General features: G+C 67.6%; 17 protein-coding genes. 11 read left to right on the forward strand and 6 right to left on the reverse strand.

Annotated features, from left to right (window positions below):
- Positions 1–2: 2 nt before the first annotated feature.
- Genes JL100_RS14780 through hydA form a run of 4 tightly spaced genes read left to right on the forward strand, consistent with a single transcriptional unit; the run spans position 3 to position 3,885 of the window.
- The gene (locus JL100_RS14780) at positions 3–677 is read left to right on the forward strand and encodes an amino acid ABC transporter permease (protein ID WP_202680437.1); all 675 of its coding nucleotides are present in this window, start codon (positions 3–5) and stop codon (positions 675–677) included.
- A complete protein-coding gene (locus JL100_RS14785; RefSeq protein ID WP_202680438.1) occupies positions 674–1,189 on the forward strand; it encodes an ureidoglycolate lyase in 516 nt (171 codons plus the stop codon). The genes JL100_RS14780 and JL100_RS14785 overlap by 4 nt, the downstream gene beginning before the upstream one ends.
- A 15-nt stretch (positions 1,190–1,204) precedes the next feature.
- Positions 1,205–2,434 (forward strand): cysteine desulfurase-like protein, encoded by a 1,230-nt coding sequence (locus JL100_RS14790; RefSeq protein WP_202680439.1) that lies wholly within the window; start codon positions 1,205–1,207, stop codon positions 2,432–2,434.
- A gap of 17 nt (positions 2,435–2,451) precedes the next feature.
- On the forward strand, positions 2,452–3,885 hold the full coding sequence (gene hydA / locus JL100_RS14795; protein WP_202680440.1) for a dihydropyrimidinase: 1,434 nt from the start codon (positions 2,452–2,454) through the stop codon (positions 3,883–3,885).
- Between the two features lie 19 nt (positions 3,886–3,904).
- Here the strand turns inward: hydA and JL100_RS14800 are convergent, their stop codons facing one another.
- A complete protein-coding gene (locus JL100_RS14800) occupies positions 3,905–4,822 on the reverse strand; it encodes a polysaccharide deacetylase family protein (RefSeq protein ID WP_202680441.1) in 918 nt (305 codons plus the stop codon).
- Positions 4,819–5,001: a hypothetical protein gene (locus JL100_RS14805; protein WP_202680442.1), complete on the reverse strand. Its 183-nt coding sequence runs from the start codon at positions 4,999–5,001 to the stop codon at positions 4,819–4,821. Before JL100_RS14805 ends, JL100_RS14800 begins: the two co-directional genes overlap by 4 nt.
- 179 nt (positions 5,002–5,180) lie before the next feature.
- Here JL100_RS14805 and JL100_RS14810 point away from each other — a divergent pair, with 179 nt between their 5' ends.
- The 3 genes from JL100_RS14810 to JL100_RS14820 all read left to right on the forward strand — a co-directional run bounded on the left by JL100_RS14810 (position 5,181) and on the right by JL100_RS14820 (position 10,024).
- Positions 5,181–5,585, forward strand: a complete 405-nt coding sequence (locus JL100_RS14810; RefSeq protein ID WP_202680443.1) for a hypothetical protein — start codon at positions 5,181–5,183, stop codon at positions 5,583–5,585.
- Positions 5,586–5,737: 152 nt separating this feature from the next.
- On the forward strand, positions 5,738–8,326 hold the full coding sequence (locus JL100_RS14815; RefSeq protein ID WP_202680444.1) for a methyl-accepting chemotaxis protein: 2,589 nt from the start codon (positions 5,738–5,740) through the stop codon (positions 8,324–8,326).
- 81 nt (positions 8,327–8,407) lie between these two features.
- Positions 8,408–10,024 carry an MHYT domain-containing protein gene (locus JL100_RS14820; RefSeq protein ID WP_202680445.1) on the forward strand — a complete coding sequence of 539 codons (1,617 nt, stop codon included), beginning with the start codon at positions 8,408–8,410 and terminating at the stop codon, positions 10,022–10,024.
- Positions 10,025–10,033: 9 nt separating this feature from the next.
- Here JL100_RS14820 and JL100_RS14825 read toward each other — a convergent pair whose 3' ends face one another.
- Positions 10,034–10,351: a hypothetical protein gene (locus JL100_RS14825; protein ID WP_202680446.1), complete on the reverse strand. Its 318-nt coding sequence runs from the start codon at positions 10,349–10,351 to the stop codon at positions 10,034–10,036.
- Positions 10,352–10,569: 218 nt separating this feature from the next.
- Here JL100_RS14825 and serA point away from each other — a divergent pair, with 218 nt between their 5' ends.
- Positions 10,570–11,814, forward strand: coding sequence for a phosphoglycerate dehydrogenase (serA, locus tag JL100_RS14830; RefSeq protein WP_202680447.1), 1,245 nt, complete (start codon positions 10,570–10,572; stop codon positions 11,812–11,814).
- 18 nt (positions 11,815–11,832) lie between these two features.
- Here the strand turns inward: serA and JL100_RS14835 are convergent, their stop codons facing one another.
- Positions 11,833–13,203, reverse strand: coding sequence for a cation:proton antiporter (locus JL100_RS14835; protein WP_202680448.1), 1,371 nt, complete (start codon positions 13,201–13,203; stop codon positions 11,833–11,835).
- A 189-nt stretch (positions 13,204–13,392) separates the two neighbouring features.
- Between JL100_RS14835 and JL100_RS14840 the strand changes: the two genes are divergently transcribed.
- From JL100_RS14840 to JL100_RS14850, 3 genes are all read left to right on the forward strand, one after another.
- Positions 13,393–15,231, forward strand: coding sequence for a DEAD/DEAH box helicase (locus tag JL100_RS14840; protein ID WP_202680449.1), 1,839 nt, complete (start codon positions 13,393–13,395; stop codon positions 15,229–15,231).
- A 109-nt stretch (positions 15,232–15,340) separates the two neighbouring features.
- Positions 15,341–17,956, forward strand: coding sequence for an MMPL family transporter (locus JL100_RS14845; protein ID WP_228420719.1), 2,616 nt, complete (start codon positions 15,341–15,343; stop codon positions 17,954–17,956).
- Positions 17,953–18,552 (forward strand): ABC transporter substrate-binding protein, encoded by a 600-nt coding sequence (locus JL100_RS14850; RefSeq protein WP_202680450.1) that lies wholly within the window; start codon positions 17,953–17,955, stop codon positions 18,550–18,552. The genes JL100_RS14845 and JL100_RS14850 overlap by 4 nt, the downstream gene beginning before the upstream one ends.
- 17 nt (positions 18,553–18,569) lie before the next feature.
- Here JL100_RS14850 and JL100_RS14855 read toward each other — a convergent pair whose 3' ends face one another.
- Positions 18,570–19,055: a DUF2442 domain-containing protein gene (locus JL100_RS14855; protein ID WP_202680451.1), complete on the reverse strand. Its 486-nt coding sequence runs from the start codon at positions 19,053–19,055 to the stop codon at positions 18,570–18,572.
- The gene (locus tag JL100_RS14860) at positions 19,052–19,324 is read right to left on the reverse strand and encodes a DUF4160 domain-containing protein (RefSeq protein WP_202680452.1); all 273 of its coding nucleotides are present in this window, start codon (positions 19,322–19,324) and stop codon (positions 19,052–19,054) included. Before JL100_RS14860 ends, JL100_RS14855 begins: the two co-directional genes overlap by 4 nt.
- Between the last annotated feature and the right edge of the window lie 40 nt (positions 19,325–19,364).

Genomic DNA, 19,364 nt, shown 5'->3' on the forward strand with positions numbered 1-19,364 from the left:
GCATGGACATCGTCGATACTTTCTTCAACTGGAGCGTGCTGCAAAGCTCGCTCCCCCTCCTGTTGCTCGGGCTGGGCACCACGCTCAGCCTGGGCGTTACCAGCATCCTGATCGGTCTGGTCGCCGGCCTGTTCATGGCCCTCCTCCGGATGTACGGTCCGAAGCCGCTGGCGGTGCTGGCGATCGCCTATATCGACCTGTTCCGCGCGATCCCGATCCTCGTCCTGCTGGTGTTGATCTACTACGCCCTGCCTTTCGTCGGGCTGCGCCTGTCGCCCTTCGCGGCGGCCACGTCGGCGCTGTCGCTGGTCAGTTGCGCCTACGCGGCGGAGATCTTCCGCGCCGGCATCCAGGCGGTCCCGCGCGGACAATTCGAGGCGAGCCGTGCGCTCGGCCTGAAGTTCGGGGGCATGATGTGGCACGTGGTGCTGCCCCAGGCCTTCCGCCTGGTCATCCCGCCGATCACCAACAACTGCATCAACGTGATGAAGGACACGGCCCTGGCCTCGGTCGTCGCCATGCCGGACCTGCTGAAGCAGGCGACCCAGGCGCAGGCCCTGGCCGCCAACCCGACGCCGCTGATCGGCGCCGCCGTCATCTATGTCCTGCTGCTGCTCCCGCTGGTAAGGATCGTCGGCACGCTGGAGAAGCGCTTCGCGATCGGGCGAAGCCGGTGACCGGCATCCCGATCTTTCCCCGACCGCTGGACCCGGCCGGCTTCGCCCCGTTCGGCGACGTGGTCCAGGCCGGCCCGGGATCGGTCACGCGGGTCAACGACGGGCGCGCCGACCGGTTCGACGGCATCGGCCGGCTGGAGCGGGTCATGGGCGAAACGACACCGACCGTCGCCGTCTACCGCATCGACGCCTCGAACCTGCCCCACCGGATCCCCCGGCTCGAACGCCATCCCTTGAGCAGCCAGCTGTTCGTGCCGATGGACGCGGCACGCTACCTCGTGGTCGCGGTGCCGTCCGATGAGGATGGCATGCCGGTCCCGGAGGGAGCCGCGGCCTTCCTCGCCGCTGCGAACCAGGCGATCAACTACCGTCCCGGCGTCTGGCACTGCCCGCTCGTGGCGCTCGACCGGCCGGCCGACTTCATCATGGTCATGGGCCAGGCCTTCGACGCCTCCGCCGATTGTGAATTCTTCGACCTGCCCGAGCCGTTCACGGTCGGGCCGGCCCCCTGACAGGAGTGTAGAGGCATGCTGCCCGCCCTCGATCTCGATTTCGTCCGTTCCCAGTTCCCGGCGCTGGCCGGCGACTGGGTCTTCTTCGACAATGCCGGCGGCTCGCAGACGCTGCGTGGCGTCGCCGAACGGATTTCCGACTATCTGCTGACCAGCAACGTGCAGCTCGGCGCCAGCTACGGCGTGTCGCAGCGGTCCGGCGCACGGGTCCGGGACGCCCACGCCGTGATCGCCGAACTGATCGGCGCCTCGCGCCCTGAAGAGGTGGTGATGGGGCCGTCCACGACGGCGCTGATGTACACCCTCGCGGCGGCCCTGGCCGAGGGGATCGAACCCGGCGACGAGATCGTCGTCACCGACACCGACCACGAGGCCAATATCGGCCCCTGGCTGAAGCTGAAGGACCGAGGCGCCGTCATCAAGGTCTGGGCGGTCGATCCGGAGACGCTGGAACTGGACCTCGCCGACCTGGACGCGCTGATGACCCCACGCACCCGGCTGGTCTGCTTCACCCACGCTTCCAACATCCTCGGCACCATCAACCCGGTCGCCGAGATCACCCGCTTCGTCCACGAGCGCGGCGCGCGCGTCGTGGTGGACGCGGTGGCGCTCGCCCCCCACAGGGCCGTCGAGGTGACGGCCTGGGACGTCGATTTCTACGTCTTCAGCTTCTACAAGGTGTACGGCCCGCATCATGCGGTGCTGTACGGCAAGTACGACCAGCTGCTGGCGCTGCCCAGCCTCAACCATTTCTTCATCGGCCGGGAGGTCGTGCCCTACAAGCTCCAGCAGGGCAACGTGAATTACGAGCTGTCGGTCGGCTGCACCGCCATCGCCGACTATCTGGCGGAGCTGGGCGGCCGCACCGGCGCCCGGACCGACCGGCGCGGCCAGATCCTGGCCGCCTTCGACGCGATCGCCGCGCAGGAGGAGGCCCTGGCCGAACGCCTGCTCTCCTATCTGCGCGGCCGCGACGACATCGGCATCATCGGCCACGCCGCCGCCGACCGGGCCAAGCGGGTCCCGACAATCAGCTTCGTCGCCCGCGGGCGGCAGTCGGACGAGATCGTCACCGGCGTGGACCGCAGCAACATCGGCATCCGGTTCGGCGACTTCTATGCCCGGCGGCTGATCGACCGGCTGGGCCTGACACCAACCAAGGGCGTGGTCCGGGTCTCGATGGTCCATTACAACACCGTGGACGAGGTCGACCGGCTGGTCGAAGCTCTCGACGGAATCCTGTAAGCGGAAAGGGAAACGCCATGGACAGCTTCGACCTGGTGATTCGCGGGGGCACGGTGGTCACCGCTTCCGAGACCTCGCGCTGCGACGTGGGCATCCGCGACGGCCGGATCGCGGCGCTGGCCGACCGCCTGCCCGCCGGCAGCCGGGAAATCGACGCCGGGGGTCGCCTCGTGATGCCGGGCGGGATCGACAGCCATGTGCATATCGACCAGCCCTCGGGCGACGAGACGGTGATGGCGGACGACTTCCTCAGCGGCACACGCTCCGCCGCGGCAGGCGGCAACACGACGGTCATCCCGTTTGCGCTCCAGCACAAGGGCCAGAGCCTGCGGGCCGCCGTGTCCGACTATCACGCCCGCGCCGACGGCAAGTGCCTGATCGACTACAGCTTCCACCTCATCGTCTCCGATCCCAACGAGCAGACGCTGGGCCAGGACCTGCCGGCCCTGGTCAACGACGGCTATACCTCGTTCAAGGTCTTCATGACCTATGACGACCTGAAGCTGAACGACCGCGAGATGCTGGAGGTGTTCGACGTCGCCCGGCGCGAGGGTGCCCTGGTGATGGTCCATGCCGAGAACTACGACGCCATCCGCTACATGACCGAACGGCTGGAGCGCGCCGGCCACACCGAGCCCTATTTCCACGGCACCTCCCGCCCAGCCCCGGTCGAGCGAGAGGCGACCCACCGGGCCATCACCTTCGCCGAGCTGGTGGACGTGCCGATCATGATCGTCCATGTCTCGTCCGGCGACGCGGTCGAGCAGATCCGCTGGGCCCAGTCGCGCGGCCTGAAGATCTACGGGGAGACCTGCCCCCAGTACCTCGTGCTGACCGCCGAGGACCTGCGCGGCCTCAACATGGAGGGGGCGAAATATGTCTGCAGCCCGCCGCCACGCGATCCGGAAAGCCAGGACGCCTGCTGGCAGGGGCTGGTCAACGGCACCTTCGCCACATACTCCTCCGACCACTGCCCGTTCCGCTACGACAGCCCGGCCGGCAAGAAGCGCAAGGGCGAGCGGACGGCCTTCCGCTGGGTGCCCAACGGCATCCCCGGCGTCGAGACCCGGCTGCCCATCCTGTTCTCCGAAGGGGTGGTGAAGGGAAAGATCGATCTCCAGCAATTCGTGGCCCTGACCTCCACCAACCACGCCCGGATCTACGGGCTGGCGGGACGCAAGGGGACGATCTCGGTCGGAGCGGACGCCGACATCGCGATCTGGGATCCCGAGCTGCGCCGCCCGATCCGCCAGGAGAACCTGCACCACGGGGCCGACTACACGCCCTACGAAGGAATGGAGATCACCGGCTGGCCGACCACCGTGATCGTGCGCGGCGGCATCGTGGTGGAGGACGGCACCGTGGTCGGCCAACCCGGCCACGGCGCCTTCCTGAAGCGCGACCTGTCGCCCTTCGCCAAGCCCCGCGGCAGGACCTGGCTACCCGCCTGATCCCGGGCGGGAACAGCGGTCAGGGAACAACTCCCTCCGGCAGACCCCGGCAGTGCTCCGCGATGGCGCCGGCCGTGGTCAGCCAGATACGGTCGCGGTGAGCCTTGATGTGGGACAGCGCCCGGCGGAGGTGGCGCAACCGATGGGGTTGGCCGACCAGATAGGCATGCAGGGCGATGCCCATAACCAGCGGTCCCTGTTCCGCCTGCTCCAGCATCTCGTCGAACTGGTCCACGATCATGTCGGCGAACTCCGGCGCTCCCATGCGGCGCCCGACGATCGCCGGGATGTCGTTCAGCTCTTGGGGATAGGGAACCGCCAGCAGCCGGCCGGCGCGGGTATTCATCCAGACCGGCTGGTCGTCCATGCACCAGTCCAGCACATAGCGGTACCCCTGCTCCGCCAGCAGGTCGGGCGTGACGCGGCTCTCGGAAATCCAGGGACCGAGCCAGCCCGCAGGCTCCCTGCCCTCGTGCCGGGCGATGGCTTGCGTGCTGTCGGCGATCAGGGCGGCCTCGTCGGCTTCGTCCAGGATGCCCTGCCGCTCCGCGTTGGTCCAGCCATGGCCGACGATCTCGTCGCCGCGCTCGCGGAAGGCAGCGACCAGTTCCGGGCAGTAGCCGTAGAGCGCGCCGTTGACCAGGACCGAGGCCGGCCAGCCCAGCTGGTCGAACAGATCCAGCATCCGCCACGCGCCGACCCGGTTGCCGTAGTCGCGCCAGGCATAGTTCAGCACGTCGGGTTGCGGACCGCCCGGGCACAGCTCGGCCCCCATCCCCTCCCCGAACGCGAAATGTTCCAGGTTGAGCCCGACATAAACCGCCAGGCGCCGCCCTCCCGGCCAATCGTAGGGCTTCCTTCCCCGTATCGGCGAGTAGGCGTAGCGGCCATGGCCCGCGGGCGGCTTCCGCTCGGCGGCTCCCCTGTCGCCGGTCAAGACCGCAGCCTCGCGATGCAGTCGGTTCCGATCTGGCCGCCGCCAATCAACGACGCCGCCCCGGTGCAGGTGCGCGCCGGCAGGTGAGCCCACGCGAAGTAGCTCGCGTGCCCGTACGGCGAGAACGGTTTGCCGATCTCCCGGATGTCGTGATGCTTCAGATGCGGGCTTCCGTCCATGGGACCTCCTCGATGCAGCGCCCCCTGACAGTAACCCGGCGCCATCCCCGGCAGCAGGCGGGCAAATCGGCACCCCTGTGACGCGTTAGCTCAGGCGATCCTTCCGAACATCGCGCCGATTGACAGTCCATACCACAATCGGTTTCTCTTATGACAAAACAGCAACAGGAGGGTTCGCCATGAAGAAATCCGTCCGCATTCCCGCAGTGGAAGTTCCAACTGCAAGGCTCGCACGGTTGTCCTTCGCGGCGCTGGCGGTCGCAAGCATCGCCGCCGGCGGTTACCCCGCTTTCGCCCAGCCTGCCGACGCCGCCCCACCGGCCGCGGAAGCGGCGCCCATCGCGGAGCCGGCCCCCGCGCCGGAGCCGAAGAAGGCGGAGGTCGCCAAGGCCGTGACCTGCCAAGTCCTCATCAGCCAGTTCGACGACAGCGTGGCCGCCGCCAAGATCGACGATGCCGCCAAGTCCGGCGCGCGCGCGTTGCGCGGCGACGGCAACAAGGCTTGCAATGCCTGGGATTATGACTCCGGCATCGGCACGCTGCGGGTCGCGCTGGAGACCATCGGCAAGAAGCCGATCCGGTGAGCCCTGCTTAATATCCGGATATACCAAATCCTTATCTGTCTTTTAGCCTGCTGGTTACCACTTCAGTCGCAATCTCGCGGCGACAACAGGGATGGTGCGGTGCCGGTCCGGCGGAACCGCATCAGCCAAGGCATCTACCACGCAGGGACATCATGAAGCTCAAGACCACCATCGCCGCTGGATATTTCACGGTCATCGGCCTTGTGGCGGTGGTCGGTGTGGTGGGATTGCTCGGCCTTTACCGCTATGCCGAGTCGGTCGAGCACGGGACATCCGCGACGCGGCTTTCCCTCGCCCTTGGGGAGGTCAGGGCGCTGGAATGGAGCGCGCTGCGGGGCGATCTCTCGGCATCGGACGAGGCGAAGCGGCGGCTGGTGTCGATCATCGAGCAGTTCGCCCAGGGCGGCATGTTGGCCGAGCAGGCCTCGGCCGACCGGTACGCGCAGGCGTTCCGCGCCTTCGTCGATGTCGAGGAGAAGCTGCTCCAGGGCGACGCGGCGATCGGGCGGTCCGTCCAGCAGCTCGGGATGCTGTCGGACCAGATCGTCACCGCCCAGGTCAAGCTCGCCCGAGCGGCCGGGAACGACCTGGACGAGGCGGAGACGGCGGCCCGGCAGGCGAGCACGATGGCCGACCTCGTCCTGACGATCCGCGACGGCGTGATCGAGGCCCAACTGGCCGAGATGGCTTTCCTCAACCATCCCGATAGCAGCGAGATCACCCCGGCGCTGGAAGCGCTCAGCCTCGCCGCCGAACGGACGTCCGCCATGCCGCCGGAAGATGCCGGCCCCGCCTTCTCGATCATCGAGGCCTACGCGATCTCGATCGGCGAGACCTCGGCGGCCTATGCCGGTTACGAGAGCTACCGGGAGGTGATCTTCCGCCTGCTGAAGGAGATGGACGACATCCATGCCGGCCTGCCCGCCGATACGGAACCCTCGATCCGGGCGGAAGCGGGCGACCTGACCGCCTGGGCTTGGCGCGCCCGTGCCACCGGGGTAATCGAAGACGGCGCGGCGGTGCCCGTGATCACCCACCCCGAACTCGACGAAATGAAGACCCTGGCGCTTGAGGTGATCGACCTGACCCGCCAGATGGCGGTCGCCCGCGCCGAACTGCTTCAGCTTTCCGCGATCGACGAGGCCCAGTCGCGCGGCATCGCCTCGACCATGGAATCGATCAAGGAGCGCTACGTCGGCATCCGGACCGCGGCCGAAACCCGGGCGATCCAGGCCCGGTCCGCATTCGCCAACGCCATGACCGCCGCCGACCGCGGCCGGCAGATCCGGACCGCGGCGCTTCAGATAGCCCTCGCCCTGTCCGACCTTTCTTCCGGCAAGCGGGAGGTGCTGCGGGAAGAGATCGCGGGAACGCTCGCGCGGGTCGTAGGACATCTCGACGAGATCGCCCGGCTGACCGGCGACAGCGACCTGATCTCCAGGATGCGCAGCCTGCTGCCCCCCCTCGAACAGAGCTTCGTGTCCCAGATCGAACTTCAGGCAAGCGCCGTGCGCTTGGCGCGCGACATGAACGCCGCCGCCGTGGAGGCATCGAGCCAATCGCGAGCCCTGTCCGAGACCGGATTGGCGGCGGCCGAGGAAGGCAAGCGGAATTCGGTCGCGATCATCATGACGACCTTGGCGATCGCCATCGCCGCCGCCCTCGCCTTCGCCCTGATCCTCGGCCGCTACGTCTCGGGCGGCATCTCGCGCATGAGCGGGGCGATGGATGCGATCGCCCACGGAATGCTGGAGACCGAGATCCCCAACCAGGGTGAAAAGGGCGAGCTGGGGCAGATGGCCAACTCGCTGGTCGCCTTCAAGGACAATGCGCGCCGGAGGATCCAGGCCGAAGCCAGTGCCGAAAGTGCCCGCATGCAGGCCGACTCCGAACGGCGCCAAGTGCTCGGCGACCTGGCCCAGACCTGCGAGAGCCGGCTGCTGCCCTTGGCCCAGCAGGTATCCACCGCGTCGCGTCAGCAGCTCGACGACGCCCGCCAGTTGCTCGAGGTCGCCGAACAGGCGATGAAGCGGTCCGAGACCGTGGCCGACGAAGCCGGCATGACGGGGCGCAACCTGGGGGCGGTCGCGTCGGCGACGGAGGAGATGGCCGCGTCCATCGCGGGCATCGCCGAGAACATGCTGTCCACCGCCGGCCTCGCGCGCCGCAGCGTCACCGAGGCGGACCGGGTCCGCGCCGACCTGGAGAGCCTGGTGAGGGTCGCCCAGGGGGTCGGTGACGTGGTGCTGCTGATCCGCGACATTTCCGAGCAGACCAACCTGCTGGCTCTCAACGCCACGATCGAGGCGGCGCGGGCCGGGGAGGCCGGCAAGGGCTTCGCCGTCGTCGCCAACGAGGTGAAGAACCTGGCCTCCCAGGCGGCCCGCGCGACAGAGGAAATCTCCGCCCGGATCGACGGCATCCGCCATGAAACCCTGAACGCGACCGAAGCGATCCGGGGCATCTCCTCGATCATCGAGCAGATGGATGTCGCGACCGGGTCGGTCGCCGGTGCCGTCGAGCAGCAGCGCAGCGCCACGCGCGAGATCGCCCAGACCACCCAGAACGTCTCGGGCAGCGTCGACCGAATCGGCAGCGACATCGCGATGGTCAGCGACCATGCCCGCGAGACGGAGACGGTCGCCCGCGAACTGCAGCGGGCTGCCGAACGTCTGGGCGGCGAGGCGACGGAAATGGAACGTACCGTTAACGATTTCATCGCCTCTATCAGGTCAATCTGATGCCGCATGGAGTGTCGGGGCGTTGATCGTCCCGACGCGACGTGGCGAAGCGTCGGATTTCCTTTGGCAGCACTCTTCAGCATGACTTCAGCACTTCTGTCGAACCATCCTCCGGGCCATGACTTCATGGTGATGGGTCATGATCCCTATCTCGTGATCCTCGCCGGCGTGATCTCCCTTTTCTCCTGCTATACCGCGTTGACCCTGCTGGCCCATGCACGGGGCGCCGCGGACGCAAAGCCGGGCAATCGGCCAGCCTTCCGGTGGCCGCAGAGATGGGCATGGTGCGCCGCCGCTGGTTCGGTCGCCGGTTGCGGAGCATGGGCTACGCATTTCGTCGCCATGCTGGCCTGGCTGCCCGGCGTCCAGATCGGATACGACCTGAAGCTGACGCTGCTGTCGATCGTCGTCGCGATCGCCGGCGCGGGGCTGGGCTTCTCCCTTGCTCTGCCTCGGCATGCATTCGCCATGCGGGGCGGTGCCATCACGGGCGCCGCCGTGGCCGCCATGCATTTCATCGGCATGGCGGCGATCCATGCGCCGGCCCGGCTCTCCTACGGCTTCCTGGAAGTCGGCGTCTCGGTGGCGCTGAGCGTCGGCCTCGGCATGGCGGCGTTCCACCTTATCGCCCGTCCGGGAGCGTCGCGTCGGTACCTTGGCACGCTGACCTTGGCCGCCGCGATCTGCAGCCTGCATTTCACGGCGATGCTGGGCGTCACGGTCGAACCGGATTCTTCCACGGCAATACCGGACTATGTGATCGCGCCGCGGTCCCTGGCCATAGCCGTGGCGGCGGTGACCATCACCATCATCACCTTCGGCCTCGCCGGCTCGCTCCTCGACCAGCATCTCGCGTCCCGGGCCGAGCGTGAGGCAAGGCGCCTGCGCCGCTACGTCGCGGAACTGGAGGCGACCCAGCGGGAGCTGCGGTCCACCGCCCGCGACCTGACCGAGGCGCTCGATGCCGCCGCCGCCGCGAGCCAGGCGAAGTCGCAATTCCTCGCCACCATGAGCCACGAGTTGCGCACGCCGCTGAACGCGGTGATCGGCTTCGCCGACCTGATGGTCAAGGAAGCATACGGGCCGCTGGGAGACGAACGATACCGTGACTACTCGGGCATCATCCGGGACAGCGGCTCCCATCTTCTCAGCCTGATCAACGATGTGCTCGACATATCCAAGCTCGACGCCAACCGGCTCGAACTGGTCGAAGACACGGTGGATGTCCGCCGGATGCTGACCGACGCCGTGCAGATGATCAGCGGGCAGGCCGACAAGGCGCAGCTGACTCTTTCCTGCCGACCGCCGTCGCCCGGCGTCCGGCTCCGCGCCGATGCCCGCCGGATGCGGCAGATCCTGTTGAACCTGCTGTCGAACGCCGTCAAGTTCACGCCGTCCGGCGGGTCCATCAGCATCACCGCGGAATCCTGCGGCGAAGGTTTCGAGATCGCCATCCGGGACACGGGGATCGGCATCGCCTCGGACGACATCCCGATCGCCCTGGAGCGGTTCGGCCAGATCGACAGCCGGTTCTGCCGCCGATACGAGGGTACGGGCCTGGGGCTGCCGCTGGCGAAGCGCCTGATGGAGCTCCACGGCGGAACGCTGGACCTGGTCAGCGAAGTCGGATCGGGCACGCGGGTATCCTGCCGTTTCCCGGCGGAGCGGATCGTCGCCCTGGCTGAGGCCGGCTACTGACGGCCGGCCCTATCCGACACTGAAGAAGCGACGTTTGGGCAGCCGCAGCACATGGTCCGGTGCCGTCGCGTGGAAGGCCCGCACGGCTTCGGCGATGCGGCGCGCGAGGATATCGGTCATGTCCAGATGGTTGGCCGCCTTGTCCGGCAGGACGATGTCGATGTTGTGGTCGCGGCCGAACGCGGTCGTCTTCACCACCACATGCTCGAGCCGAGGCTGAAGATGGAGGGCGAGCTTCTGGGCATAGTCCAGGGGATCGAACTGGTCGTCCCGGTGTCGATCCGCATTCAGCTTGGCCGTGCTGAGGGTTATTTCGATCTTGATCATGTCGTTCTCGACATCAGGTGCCGCGGGGTGCCCACCATCCCTGGATTATCGACCCGATCCCTCAACAAATCCTTTCCCGCCGGCCCAAGTCCCCCTTCTGCCATGCCCAGGAGTCGCAGCAGCCAACCACCGTTTGATTCGACGCCTGAAATAAGCAGAATGACGCGCCCGTGGCGCACCCCTTCCGCCCCGATCCGGCCCATCGCGTGGAAACTGAAATGTCCAGACTGTCGTTCCCCAAGGAAAAGATCTCGATCCTGCTGCTGGAAGGGATCCACGAGAATGCCGTCGCCGATCTGGCGGAGCACGGCTACACCAACGTGACCCGGCTCCCCAAGGCGCTGGACGAGGCCGACCTGATCGAGCGCCTGTCCGGCGTCCACATGGTCGGGATCCGGTCGCGCTCGCAACTGACGGAGACGGTGCTGCGCCAGGCCGACAAGCTGATGGCGATCGGCTGCTTCTGCATCGGCACCAACCAGGTGGACCTCAACACCGCCCGGCGGCTCGGCATACCCGTCTTCAACGCCCCGCACAGCAACACCCGCAGCGTCGCCGAACTGGTGATGGGCGAGATCATCATGCTGATGCGCGGGATCTGGGACAAGTCGCGGATCGTCCACGAGGGCGGCTGGGTCAAGTCGGCGAAGGACAGCTACGAGATCCGCGGCAAGGTGCTGGGCATCGTCGGCTACGGCCACATCGGCACGCAGCTCTCGATCATCGCCGAGGCGCTCGGCATGCGCGTCCGCTTCTTCGACATCCAGAAGAAGCTGGCCCTGGGCAACGCCCAGCAGTGCCGCACCCTGGACGAGCTGCTGACCCTCTCGGACGTGGTCAGCCTGCATGTTCCCGACACCCCGCAGACCCGCGACATGATCGGGCCGGAACAGCTCCGCGCCATGAAGAAGGGTGCCTACCTGATCAACGCGGCGCGCGGCAGCATCATCGACATCGACGCGCTGGCCTCCGCGCTGAAGTCGGGCCATCTGCGCGGCGCCGCAATCGACGTCTTCCCGGTCGAGCCGGCGAGCGACGCCGAGGAGTTCGCCAGCCCGCTCCGCGGCCTGCCCAACGTGATTCTGACCCCGCATATCGGCGGATCGACCATGGAGGCGCAGGCCAACATCGGGAACGAGGTGGCGCGCAAGCTGATCGAGTATTCGGACAACGGTTCCACCATGGGCGCCGTCAACTTCCCGGAAGTCCAGCTGCCCGTCCGCGAAAGCGGGGTCCGCTTCCTGCACATCCACGCAAACGTTCCCGGCGTTCTGCGGAAGCTGAACGAGGTCTTCGCGTCGCGCGGCCTCAACATGGCGGCCCAGTATCTCCAGACCGATCCGTCCATCGGTTACGTCGTGTTCGACGTCGACGGCGAAGTGGACGACCAGGAGATCCTGGCCGACATGCGCACCATCGACGGCACGCTGCGCAGCCGCGTGCTCTACGACCGGCGGCGCTGAACCAGCCCGGGATCGTTCCTAAAGCAGCCGCTCCGCCGTTCCGACCCGCTCATCTTTCCCGGCCTCGACCTCGTCCTCGGGTTCGTGCAGCGGGCTCCGCACCGACACGCCGTCGGGGTTGGCCCCGGTGCCGACCCGACGGGGATCGCGCCGGCGCCAGCGGGCTTCCAATCGGTTCATCACCGGGGTCACGGAAACACCGTGGACCAGGATGGACACGGCGACGACGAACCCGGTCACCGCCCACAGCAGTTCCTGTTCGGCCAGTTCCGTGTGGTTGACCGCATAGGCCAGATAATAGAACGACCCGATGCCCCGGATGCCGAAGAACCCGATGACGGCACGTTCCGACAGGGGCATGTGGGTTCCGGCAAGGCCGATCAGGCCGGCCACGGGGCGGACCACGAACAGGAACGCCAGCCCCGCGACCACGGCCTGCCATGTCAGGGCACTGAGCAACCCCCCGGCGATCGCCCCGCCGAACAGGACCAGCACGACCATCATCAGCAACTTCTCGATCTGTTCGGAGAAGGTGTGCAGCGACTCATTGAAGTCGTGAGACCGCTCGGTGTGCCGGAGCGTGGTGGCGGCGACGAAGACCGCCAGGAACCCGTAGCCGTGGACCAGCTCGGTCACGCCATATGACACCAGCGTGATCCCGAGTGCCGCCAGCCCTTCACGCGTATCGGCGATCCGCGCCTGGTCGGGCAGCCTGAACACCAGGAAACCCAGGAAACGGCCGACCGCCCATCCGACCGCCACGCCGGCGGCGAGCTTCCACAGGACATCGTCCAGCAACCATTCCACGGTCCACCAGCCGGGCCCGGCACTGCCCGCGGCGGAGGCGGCGGCCATGGCGATCGCGAGATGGGTGAAGGGAAAGGCCAGCCCGTCGTTCAACCCTGCCTCGGATGTCAGGCTGAAGCGAATCTCGTCCTCGCCGCCCGACCGGGGAGGCCCGACCTGGATATCGGAGGCCAGTACCGGATCGGTCGGAGCGAGCACCGCTCCCAGCAGGATGGCCGCCGGCAGCGAAAGCCCCAGCGTCCAGACGCCGATCAGCGCGATGCCCGCGATCGACAGCGGCATGGTTACCGCGAGCAGCAGCCAGGTCGTGCGCCAGCGCCTCCAGCCTACCGGCCTGTCGAGCTTCAGCCCGGCGCCGAGCAAGGCGATGATAACCACCAGTTCGGTGATGCGTTCGATGAAGGTGGACTGGGCGACGAAGTCGGGATCCGAATTGACGCCGGGAGCGATGAACAATCCCAGTCCGAGCAGTACGCAGAAGATCGGCAGCGACAGGGGCAGGCCACGCAGCAGCATCGGCAACCACGCGATGCCGAGGATGACCAGGCCCAGGCCGGTCAGCAGGGTGATGTAGGGATCCATGAACCTTTTTGCGCATTCCGGTGATGTACCACTTCCAACACATGGCGCGCCGCTCTGTGCCGCGAGATGCCACCGTGCCCGTACTCCCGGCACTTCCCCACAACAGTTAGTGTACCGCAACCTTGAATAATACTATGTTCATGGTATGTTGCAGCCTGCCCTCGCCTTCCGGGAGCCAGTCCGAAGCGCATGACCCGGCCCTTCCGCCGTCATCAGGAAATGGTCAGCAACATCGTCCGCGCCATCGCCGGGCGCCAGACCGATGTGCGCGACATCCTCGCGGCGGTAACGCCGGGCGGCGGGAAGAGCCTGCTGCCGGTCATCGCCGCGGCCCGCCTGATCGAGGCGGGCGTCGCCGAGCGGGTCTGCTGGATCGTCCCCCGCGACAGCCTAAGGCTTCAGGCGGAAGAGGCGTTCATCGACCCGGTATGGCGTACGGCCCTGGGACACCGCCTGACCGTGCGGGCGGCCGAGAACGCTCCCGATCCCTGCCGCGGCTTGCAGGGCTACGTCACCACGTACCAGGCGGTCGCGGCCGCGCCCGAGCTTCACCTGGCCGAGTTCCAGCGCCACAAGTACCTGCTGGCGATCGACGAGCTCCACCATCTGCCGGCCCTTTCGGACCACGACAACCTGATCAATGCCGCCGACGAAACGGCATGGAGCCACAGCATCCTGCCGCTGCTGGAGCTGTCGGCGGTACGCCTCCTTATGTCCGGCACCTTGCAGAGGACGGACGGCAAGGCGATCCTGTGGTTGCCGTACAAGCAACCCCAGGGAGCACGGCGGACGCGCGAGATCGACTTCAACGCCGAAAGCTGGGCGATCGTCGGATACAGTCGTCGGCAAGCCCTGGCCGAGCGCGCCGTCCTGCCGGTCACCTTCGGGGCCCTGGACGGCGATGCGGAATGGCGCGACCCGCTGTCCCAGCAGCGCACCGTCGACTCCCTGTCCCAGTCGGGGGAACTTGCCCATGACGCGCTTTTCACGGTGCTTCGGACGGAGTTCGCGGACTCCCTGTTGCGGGTCGCCTACCGGGCCTGCCGCGACCATCGCGCCGCCCGTCGTAAGGCCATGGGCGCCGGCCCGGGCGACGATACCCGCGGGCTCGGCAAGCTGCTGGTCGTTGCCCCCGACCAGGCGACCGCCTGGCGCTATGTCGAAAGCCTGCGGTCCCGGTTTCCGATAGACCTGCGAGAGATCATGGTGCGGGCCGCCATGAGCGACGTCGCGGACTCCCAGGAGGCCATCGCGGAGTTCCGCATGCGCCCTTTCCCGGCCATCCTGGTCACGGTATCGATGGCCTACGAGGGGATGGACTGCCCCGAGATCACGCACATCGCCTGCCTGACCCACATCCGGTCGCGGCCCTGGCTTGAACAGATGATCGCCCGCGCGACGCGGGTGGATCCCCATGCCGGTGACTATGACGGCCAGTCCGCCCTGGTATACCACCCCGACGACCCGATGTTCCGCAGCTTCCGCCACCAGATCGAGACGGAACAGGGCACCAAGGCCCGGGTGCCCAAGCGCCGCGCCCAGCATGCCCTGCCGCTCGAAGGCCTCGACCGCGAGCGGGTGCCGGCGATCACGCCGCTGCACTCCAACGCCACGGCGCTGCGGTTCGACACGGTGGCGCCCGGCCCCGATTTCGGCTCGCCCAGCCCTTCGACACCGGCGGACGGCCTCCACGCCCAGCCCGGCCTGCCGCTGATCGAGCCGCCTTCGATCGCCGAGCACCGGCTGCGCCAGCGCATCGGGCAGATGGTCGCCGCCCAGGTGATCGAGGACGAGGACGCCCACCTGATCCGCCGAAACTCCGGCTATCACGCCTACAACGCGATCCTGAAGCGGGTATTGGGCAAAAGCCGCGCCGAAATGACGCTGGCCGAGCTGGAGGCTGCTGTCGGCTGGCTGGAACGCAACCGGCTGAGCGACCACTCCGCCCTGATCGACAACGACCCGCAATACCGCTGGTCCTCCTCCAAGCGGGGTGGCACGATCCGCCTCGGCCCCCACAAGTTCTGATCCCCTCCATTTACGGGGCACTCCGCCGCATCGACTTGTTTTAGCAGCCGTGGGCGGCATCTTTGCGCCGTGATCCCGGCCCCGCCATTTCCTTGCCTGGAGCGAGTTCGTGCAAGCAGGACGATTGCAGACCTTCGGCCGCCACATGCTGGAACGCTGGGTGACGCTGGTCTGCCGCTGGCCGGCCGCAACCGTCCTGCTCTCCCTGGTCCTCGCGGGGGCAGCCGGCTGGTACGCCTCCACCCACCTGGGGATCAATACCAGCACGACGGACATGATCTCCCCGGACGTCCCGTTCCGGCAGCATACCGAGACCTACCGCAAGGCCTTTCCCTTCGGCGACGACCAGATCGTCGTGGTGGTCGATGCCGACGGGCCGGAAAGGGCGGACGCCGCGGCGCTTCGGCTGGCGGATCTCCTGCGGCAGCGCACCGACGTCCTGCACGGGGTCGAGGTGCCCTCGGCAGATCCCTATTTCGACCGCTACGGCCTGATGTTTCTCAAACCCGAAGCGCTCCAGGACCTGGTCACCCGCCTGGCCGGCGCCCAGGCCGCTCTCGGCCTGCTGAGCGCCGATCCGTCGCTGGACGGGGTCGCGAAGATGCTCGACCTGGTCCTTGGACATGCCGACGAAGGGACGCCGGCCGAGTTGGGCCGTCTGCTGGACTCCATGGCTGCCGCCACGGAACAGGTCGCCCAAGGACAGCCGGCCCATCTGTCGTGGACCGGGCTGGTCGCGGGCGACGGCCTGGGCAGGCTCGGCAACCGGCGCTTCGTGCTCGTGCGGTCGGTGGTGGACAATTCCACCCTGGCGCGCGGCCGTCCCGCCCTGGACGCGGTGCGCGCCGCCATCGCGGACCTGCGCGGGGAGGAGGTGGGCCAGGGCGTCACCGCACGGGTGACCGGAAGCGTGGCGCTGCGCCAGACCGAGCTGGACACGGTCGCGGCCGGCGCAACCACCGCCAGCGTGCTGTCCTTCATCCTCGTCTCGCTGGTGCTGATCGTCGGCATCAGATCCGCGCGGATGATCTGCGCCATCCTCGTGACGCTGGTGATCGGCCTGCTCTGGACGTCGGGGCTCGCGGCCCTGACGGTCGGTCAGCTCAACCTGATCTCGGTGACCTTCGCCGTGATGTTCTTCGGCCTGGGCGACGATTTCGGCGGCCATCTCGGCCTGCGTTACCAGGAGGAACTGGTCGCGGGCGGCACGCCGGCGCGGCGCGGCGCCGAACGCGCCGCGGTCGCGGTCGGCCCTGCCCTGACCCTCAGCACCCTGTGCGCCGCCATCGGGTTCGTCTCGTTCGTGCCGACCGACTACAGGGGATTGGCGGAATTCGGCATCATCTCGGGCATGGGCATGGGGGTCGCGTTGTTCACCAGCGTGACGGTGCTGCCGGCACTGCTGACGCTGCTGCGCCCGGGGCCGGGTACCCGCTCGGAGGCCCGCGAGAACATCGCCTTCGCCGATTGGATCGACCGCAACAGCCGGGGAGTCCTCGCCGTCGGCGGCTTGGCGTTCCTGGCCGCGGCCGCTTTGGTGCCGCAGGCCCGGCTGGACGCCAACCCGTTGAATCTCCAGGACGGGACGGCCGAGGCCGTCCGGACCTACCGGGATCTGGCGAACTCCCCCGACACGTCGCCTTATGGCGTCAACATCCTGGCGGACGACCTCGATTCCGCCAATGCCGCGGCGGAACGGCTGCGCGGCCTGCCCGGCGTCGGTCAGGTCCGAACCGCCTCCAGCTACATCCCAGCGCAACAGGAGGAGAAGCTGGCGGCCATCGGCGACCTCGCCCTGATCCTGGCCCCCAGCCTCTCGGCGGCAGGCGCCCCGCCTCCCGGGGATCCCGTCCGGGCACTGGAACGCCTGCGCGCGATCCTGTCGCAGCACACGGACCTGCCTGAAGCCAGCCGCTTCGCCGAAGCGGTCGCGCGTTTGCCGGCGGAACCGGAGGCGGCGGCCGCCCTGGACCACGCGCTGACCGGCAGCCTGCCCGCCCTTCTCGACAGGCTCGCCCGTGGTCTGGAGGCGGAGCGTCCAGCTACCCTGGAAGATCTGCCGCCGTCGCTGCTGCGCCGCTGGATCGCCGACGACGGGCGGGCGCGGATCGAGGTCCTGCCCGACCGGGACATCTCCGACGGCAGGGCCATGGCGGACTTCGCCGGGCCGATCCTGGCGATCGAGCCGGCCGCCGTAGGCGCCCCCGTGACGGTCACGGAGGCCAGCCGGATCATCCTGGCCTCCTTCGGCGAAGCGGTCGCGGTAACGCTCGGCGCGATCGTGCTGCTGCTGATCGTGGTCCAGCGCAGCGCCACCGGCATCGCGCTGATCCTGGCGCCGCTGATCGTCGCGTCGGTCTACACCCTCGCGGCGTCGGTCCTGTTGGGGATGCCGTTCAATTTCGCCAACATCATCGTGATCCCGCTGCTGTTCGGCCTTGGCGTCTCCAGCAGCATCCACATGGTTCTGCGCGGGCAGGATCTGCTGGGCGAGCGGGCGCCCGGCCGGCGGTTTGGGGTCGACCTGCTGGTCACCAGCACGCCCAGGGCCGTCCTGCTGACCGCGCTGACCACCAGCACCGCCTTCGCCACGCTCGCGGTGTCGAGCCACCAAGGCTTGGCGAGCATGGGCATCCTGCTCGCGGTCGCCATACTCGCCACGGTCGTCTGTGCCTTGGTCCTGCTGCCGGCGCTGATGATCCAACTGGAACGGATGAGACGATGATCGCCTTCATCACCCGAACCGCCCTTTGCCTCCTGCTCATCGTGACCGCCGGCGCGGCGCATGCGGACCGGCCGGGCGACCCGGTCAGCCGGCTCAACGACGGCATCCTGACCCTCATGCGCGCCGCCGAGTCCGGCGTCCCGGCCGAGGCGCGCCTGCGCGACGTCGAGAGTGTCATCCGGGAGAGCTTCGATCTGGAAACGTCGCTCCGCGTCGCCGCTCCCGGCTACGACCGGGCGCCGGAGCCCGAGCGCCGCGCGCTGCTCGACGCCTTCGCGCGCCGAAGTGCTGCCCAGTATGTCAGCCGCTTCGACGGCTACTCCGGCGAAACCATCGAGATCACCGGGGAGCGGACCGGCCCACGCAACACCACCCTGGTGGAAACTCGCCTGCTGCGTCCGGGAGGGAACCCCGTCGTCCTGACATACGTCCTGCGCGAGACGGAAGGCCGCTGGGGCATCGTGGACGTCCTTCTGAACGGCAGCGTCAGCCAGTTGGCGGTCCAGCGCTCCGACTTCGCCGCGACCCTCCGCTCCGGCGGCATCCCCGCCCTGACCCGGGAGCTCAATGCATATGCGGATGGCGTGACAGGGTGACTTGGACGGGGCAGGTTTCAGCCGGCCGGCTGCTTTCTCGGCCGCCCGGCCAACCTCGGCCGAAAATGGGCGAGGAACGTCTCCCGATCCTTCCGCATCGCGCGGCAGGCGATCTGCCACGCTATCGGCAGCCGCTGGGCCTTCCGGTACTCTTTGACCGTGCTCGGCGCGACGCCGAACAGATCGGCTGTTTCCTGGATCGACAGGCCCATCTCTTCCTGCCACTCCCTCAAATCTGGACCGGCCATATCGCGCTGTTCCTCGGCGAGATGGGCCAATGAATCCGAAGAGTAGTCCAGGCCGTTCCGCCATTCGATCCCGCTGCCCCAGTCAACTACTTCCACCGTCGCGAAAAGCTCAGGGTCTTTTAAGGGAGCGAAGATGTCGAGGCCATTGACGACACCGGTCATGTCCACCTCGTCGTCTCCTCCATCCCGCCAAGTGACATGCAGCAGATAAGGCGCCGAAGCGGATATCTTGTCGATTCTGCGCAAGGTGTTCATGGCGTCCTCACCGGTATCGTCGGATTTCCTATATTCCAGGCATCGATCAGGCGTTGCAGGTTCTCCGTTGCCCAGTCCAGGACCCGGTCCCTGTCTTTCGAAGCAATGCTACCCTCGATGATGTCCAGCAACGGCAATCCGACGACGATGTTATCGTCCGGTCCCACGGCATGAAAATGAGGCCGCCTGTGTTTTTTCGTATCGTCCGGATAGACGCGTATGACGACATTTCCAACCTGCCCCATTCTCATTTCGAGCGTCCAAAACATCAGCCGGATTCCGGCTCGAGTCAATAACTAGGGCGATGAT

This window comes from Skermanella mucosa (assembly GCF_016765655.2).
GTDB classification, from domain to species: domain Bacteria; phylum Pseudomonadota; class Alphaproteobacteria; order Azospirillales; family Azospirillaceae; genus Skermanella; species Skermanella mucosa.

What these genes read in the sequence shown, in the direction of transcription:
- JL100_RS14780 (WP_202680437.1), top strand. Translation starts at nt 3, where the DNA reads ATGGACATCGTCGATACTTTCTTCAACTGGAGCGTGCTGCAAAGCTCG.
- JL100_RS14790 (WP_202680439.1), top strand. Translation starts at nt 1,205, where the DNA reads ATGCTGCCCGCCCTCGATCTCGATTTCGTCCGTTCCCAGTTCCCGGCG.
- hydA (WP_202680440.1), top strand. Translation starts at nt 2,452, where the DNA reads ATGGACAGCTTCGACCTGGTGATTCGCGGGGGCACGGTGGTCACCGCT.
- JL100_RS14805 (WP_202680442.1), bottom strand. Translation starts at nt 5,001, where the DNA reads ATGGACGGAAGCCCGCATCTGAAGCATCACGACATCCGGGAGATCGGC.
- JL100_RS14810 (WP_202680443.1), top strand. Translation starts at nt 5,181, where the DNA reads ATGAAGAAATCCGTCCGCATTCCCGCAGTGGAAGTTCCAACTGCAAGG.
- JL100_RS14815 (WP_202680444.1), top strand. Translation starts at nt 5,738, where the DNA reads ATGAAGCTCAAGACCACCATCGCCGCTGGATATTTCACGGTCATCGGC.
- JL100_RS14820 (WP_202680445.1), top strand. Translation starts at nt 8,408, where the DNA reads ATGACTTCAGCACTTCTGTCGAACCATCCTCCGGGCCATGACTTCATG.
- JL100_RS14825 (WP_202680446.1), bottom strand. Translation starts at nt 10,351, where the DNA reads ATGATCAAGATCGAAATAACCCTCAGCACGGCCAAGCTGAATGCGGAT.
- serA (WP_202680447.1), top strand. Translation starts at nt 10,570, where the DNA reads ATGTCCAGACTGTCGTTCCCCAAGGAAAAGATCTCGATCCTGCTGCTG.
- JL100_RS14835 (WP_202680448.1), bottom strand. Translation starts at nt 13,203, where the DNA reads ATGGATCCCTACATCACCCTGCTGACCGGCCTGGGCCTGGTCATCCTC.
- JL100_RS14840 (WP_202680449.1), top strand. Translation starts at nt 13,393, where the DNA reads ATGACCCGGCCCTTCCGCCGTCATCAGGAAATGGTCAGCAACATCGTC.
- JL100_RS14850 (WP_202680450.1), top strand. Translation starts at nt 17,953, where the DNA reads ATGATCGCCTTCATCACCCGAACCGCCCTTTGCCTCCTGCTCATCGTG.
- JL100_RS14855 (WP_202680451.1), bottom strand. Translation starts at nt 19,055, where the DNA reads ATGAACACCTTGCGCAGAATCGACAAGATATCCGCTTCGGCGCCTTAT.
- JL100_RS14860 (WP_202680452.1), bottom strand. Translation starts at nt 19,324, where the DNA reads ATGTTTTGGACGCTCGAAATGAGAATGGGGCAGGTTGGAAATGTCGTC.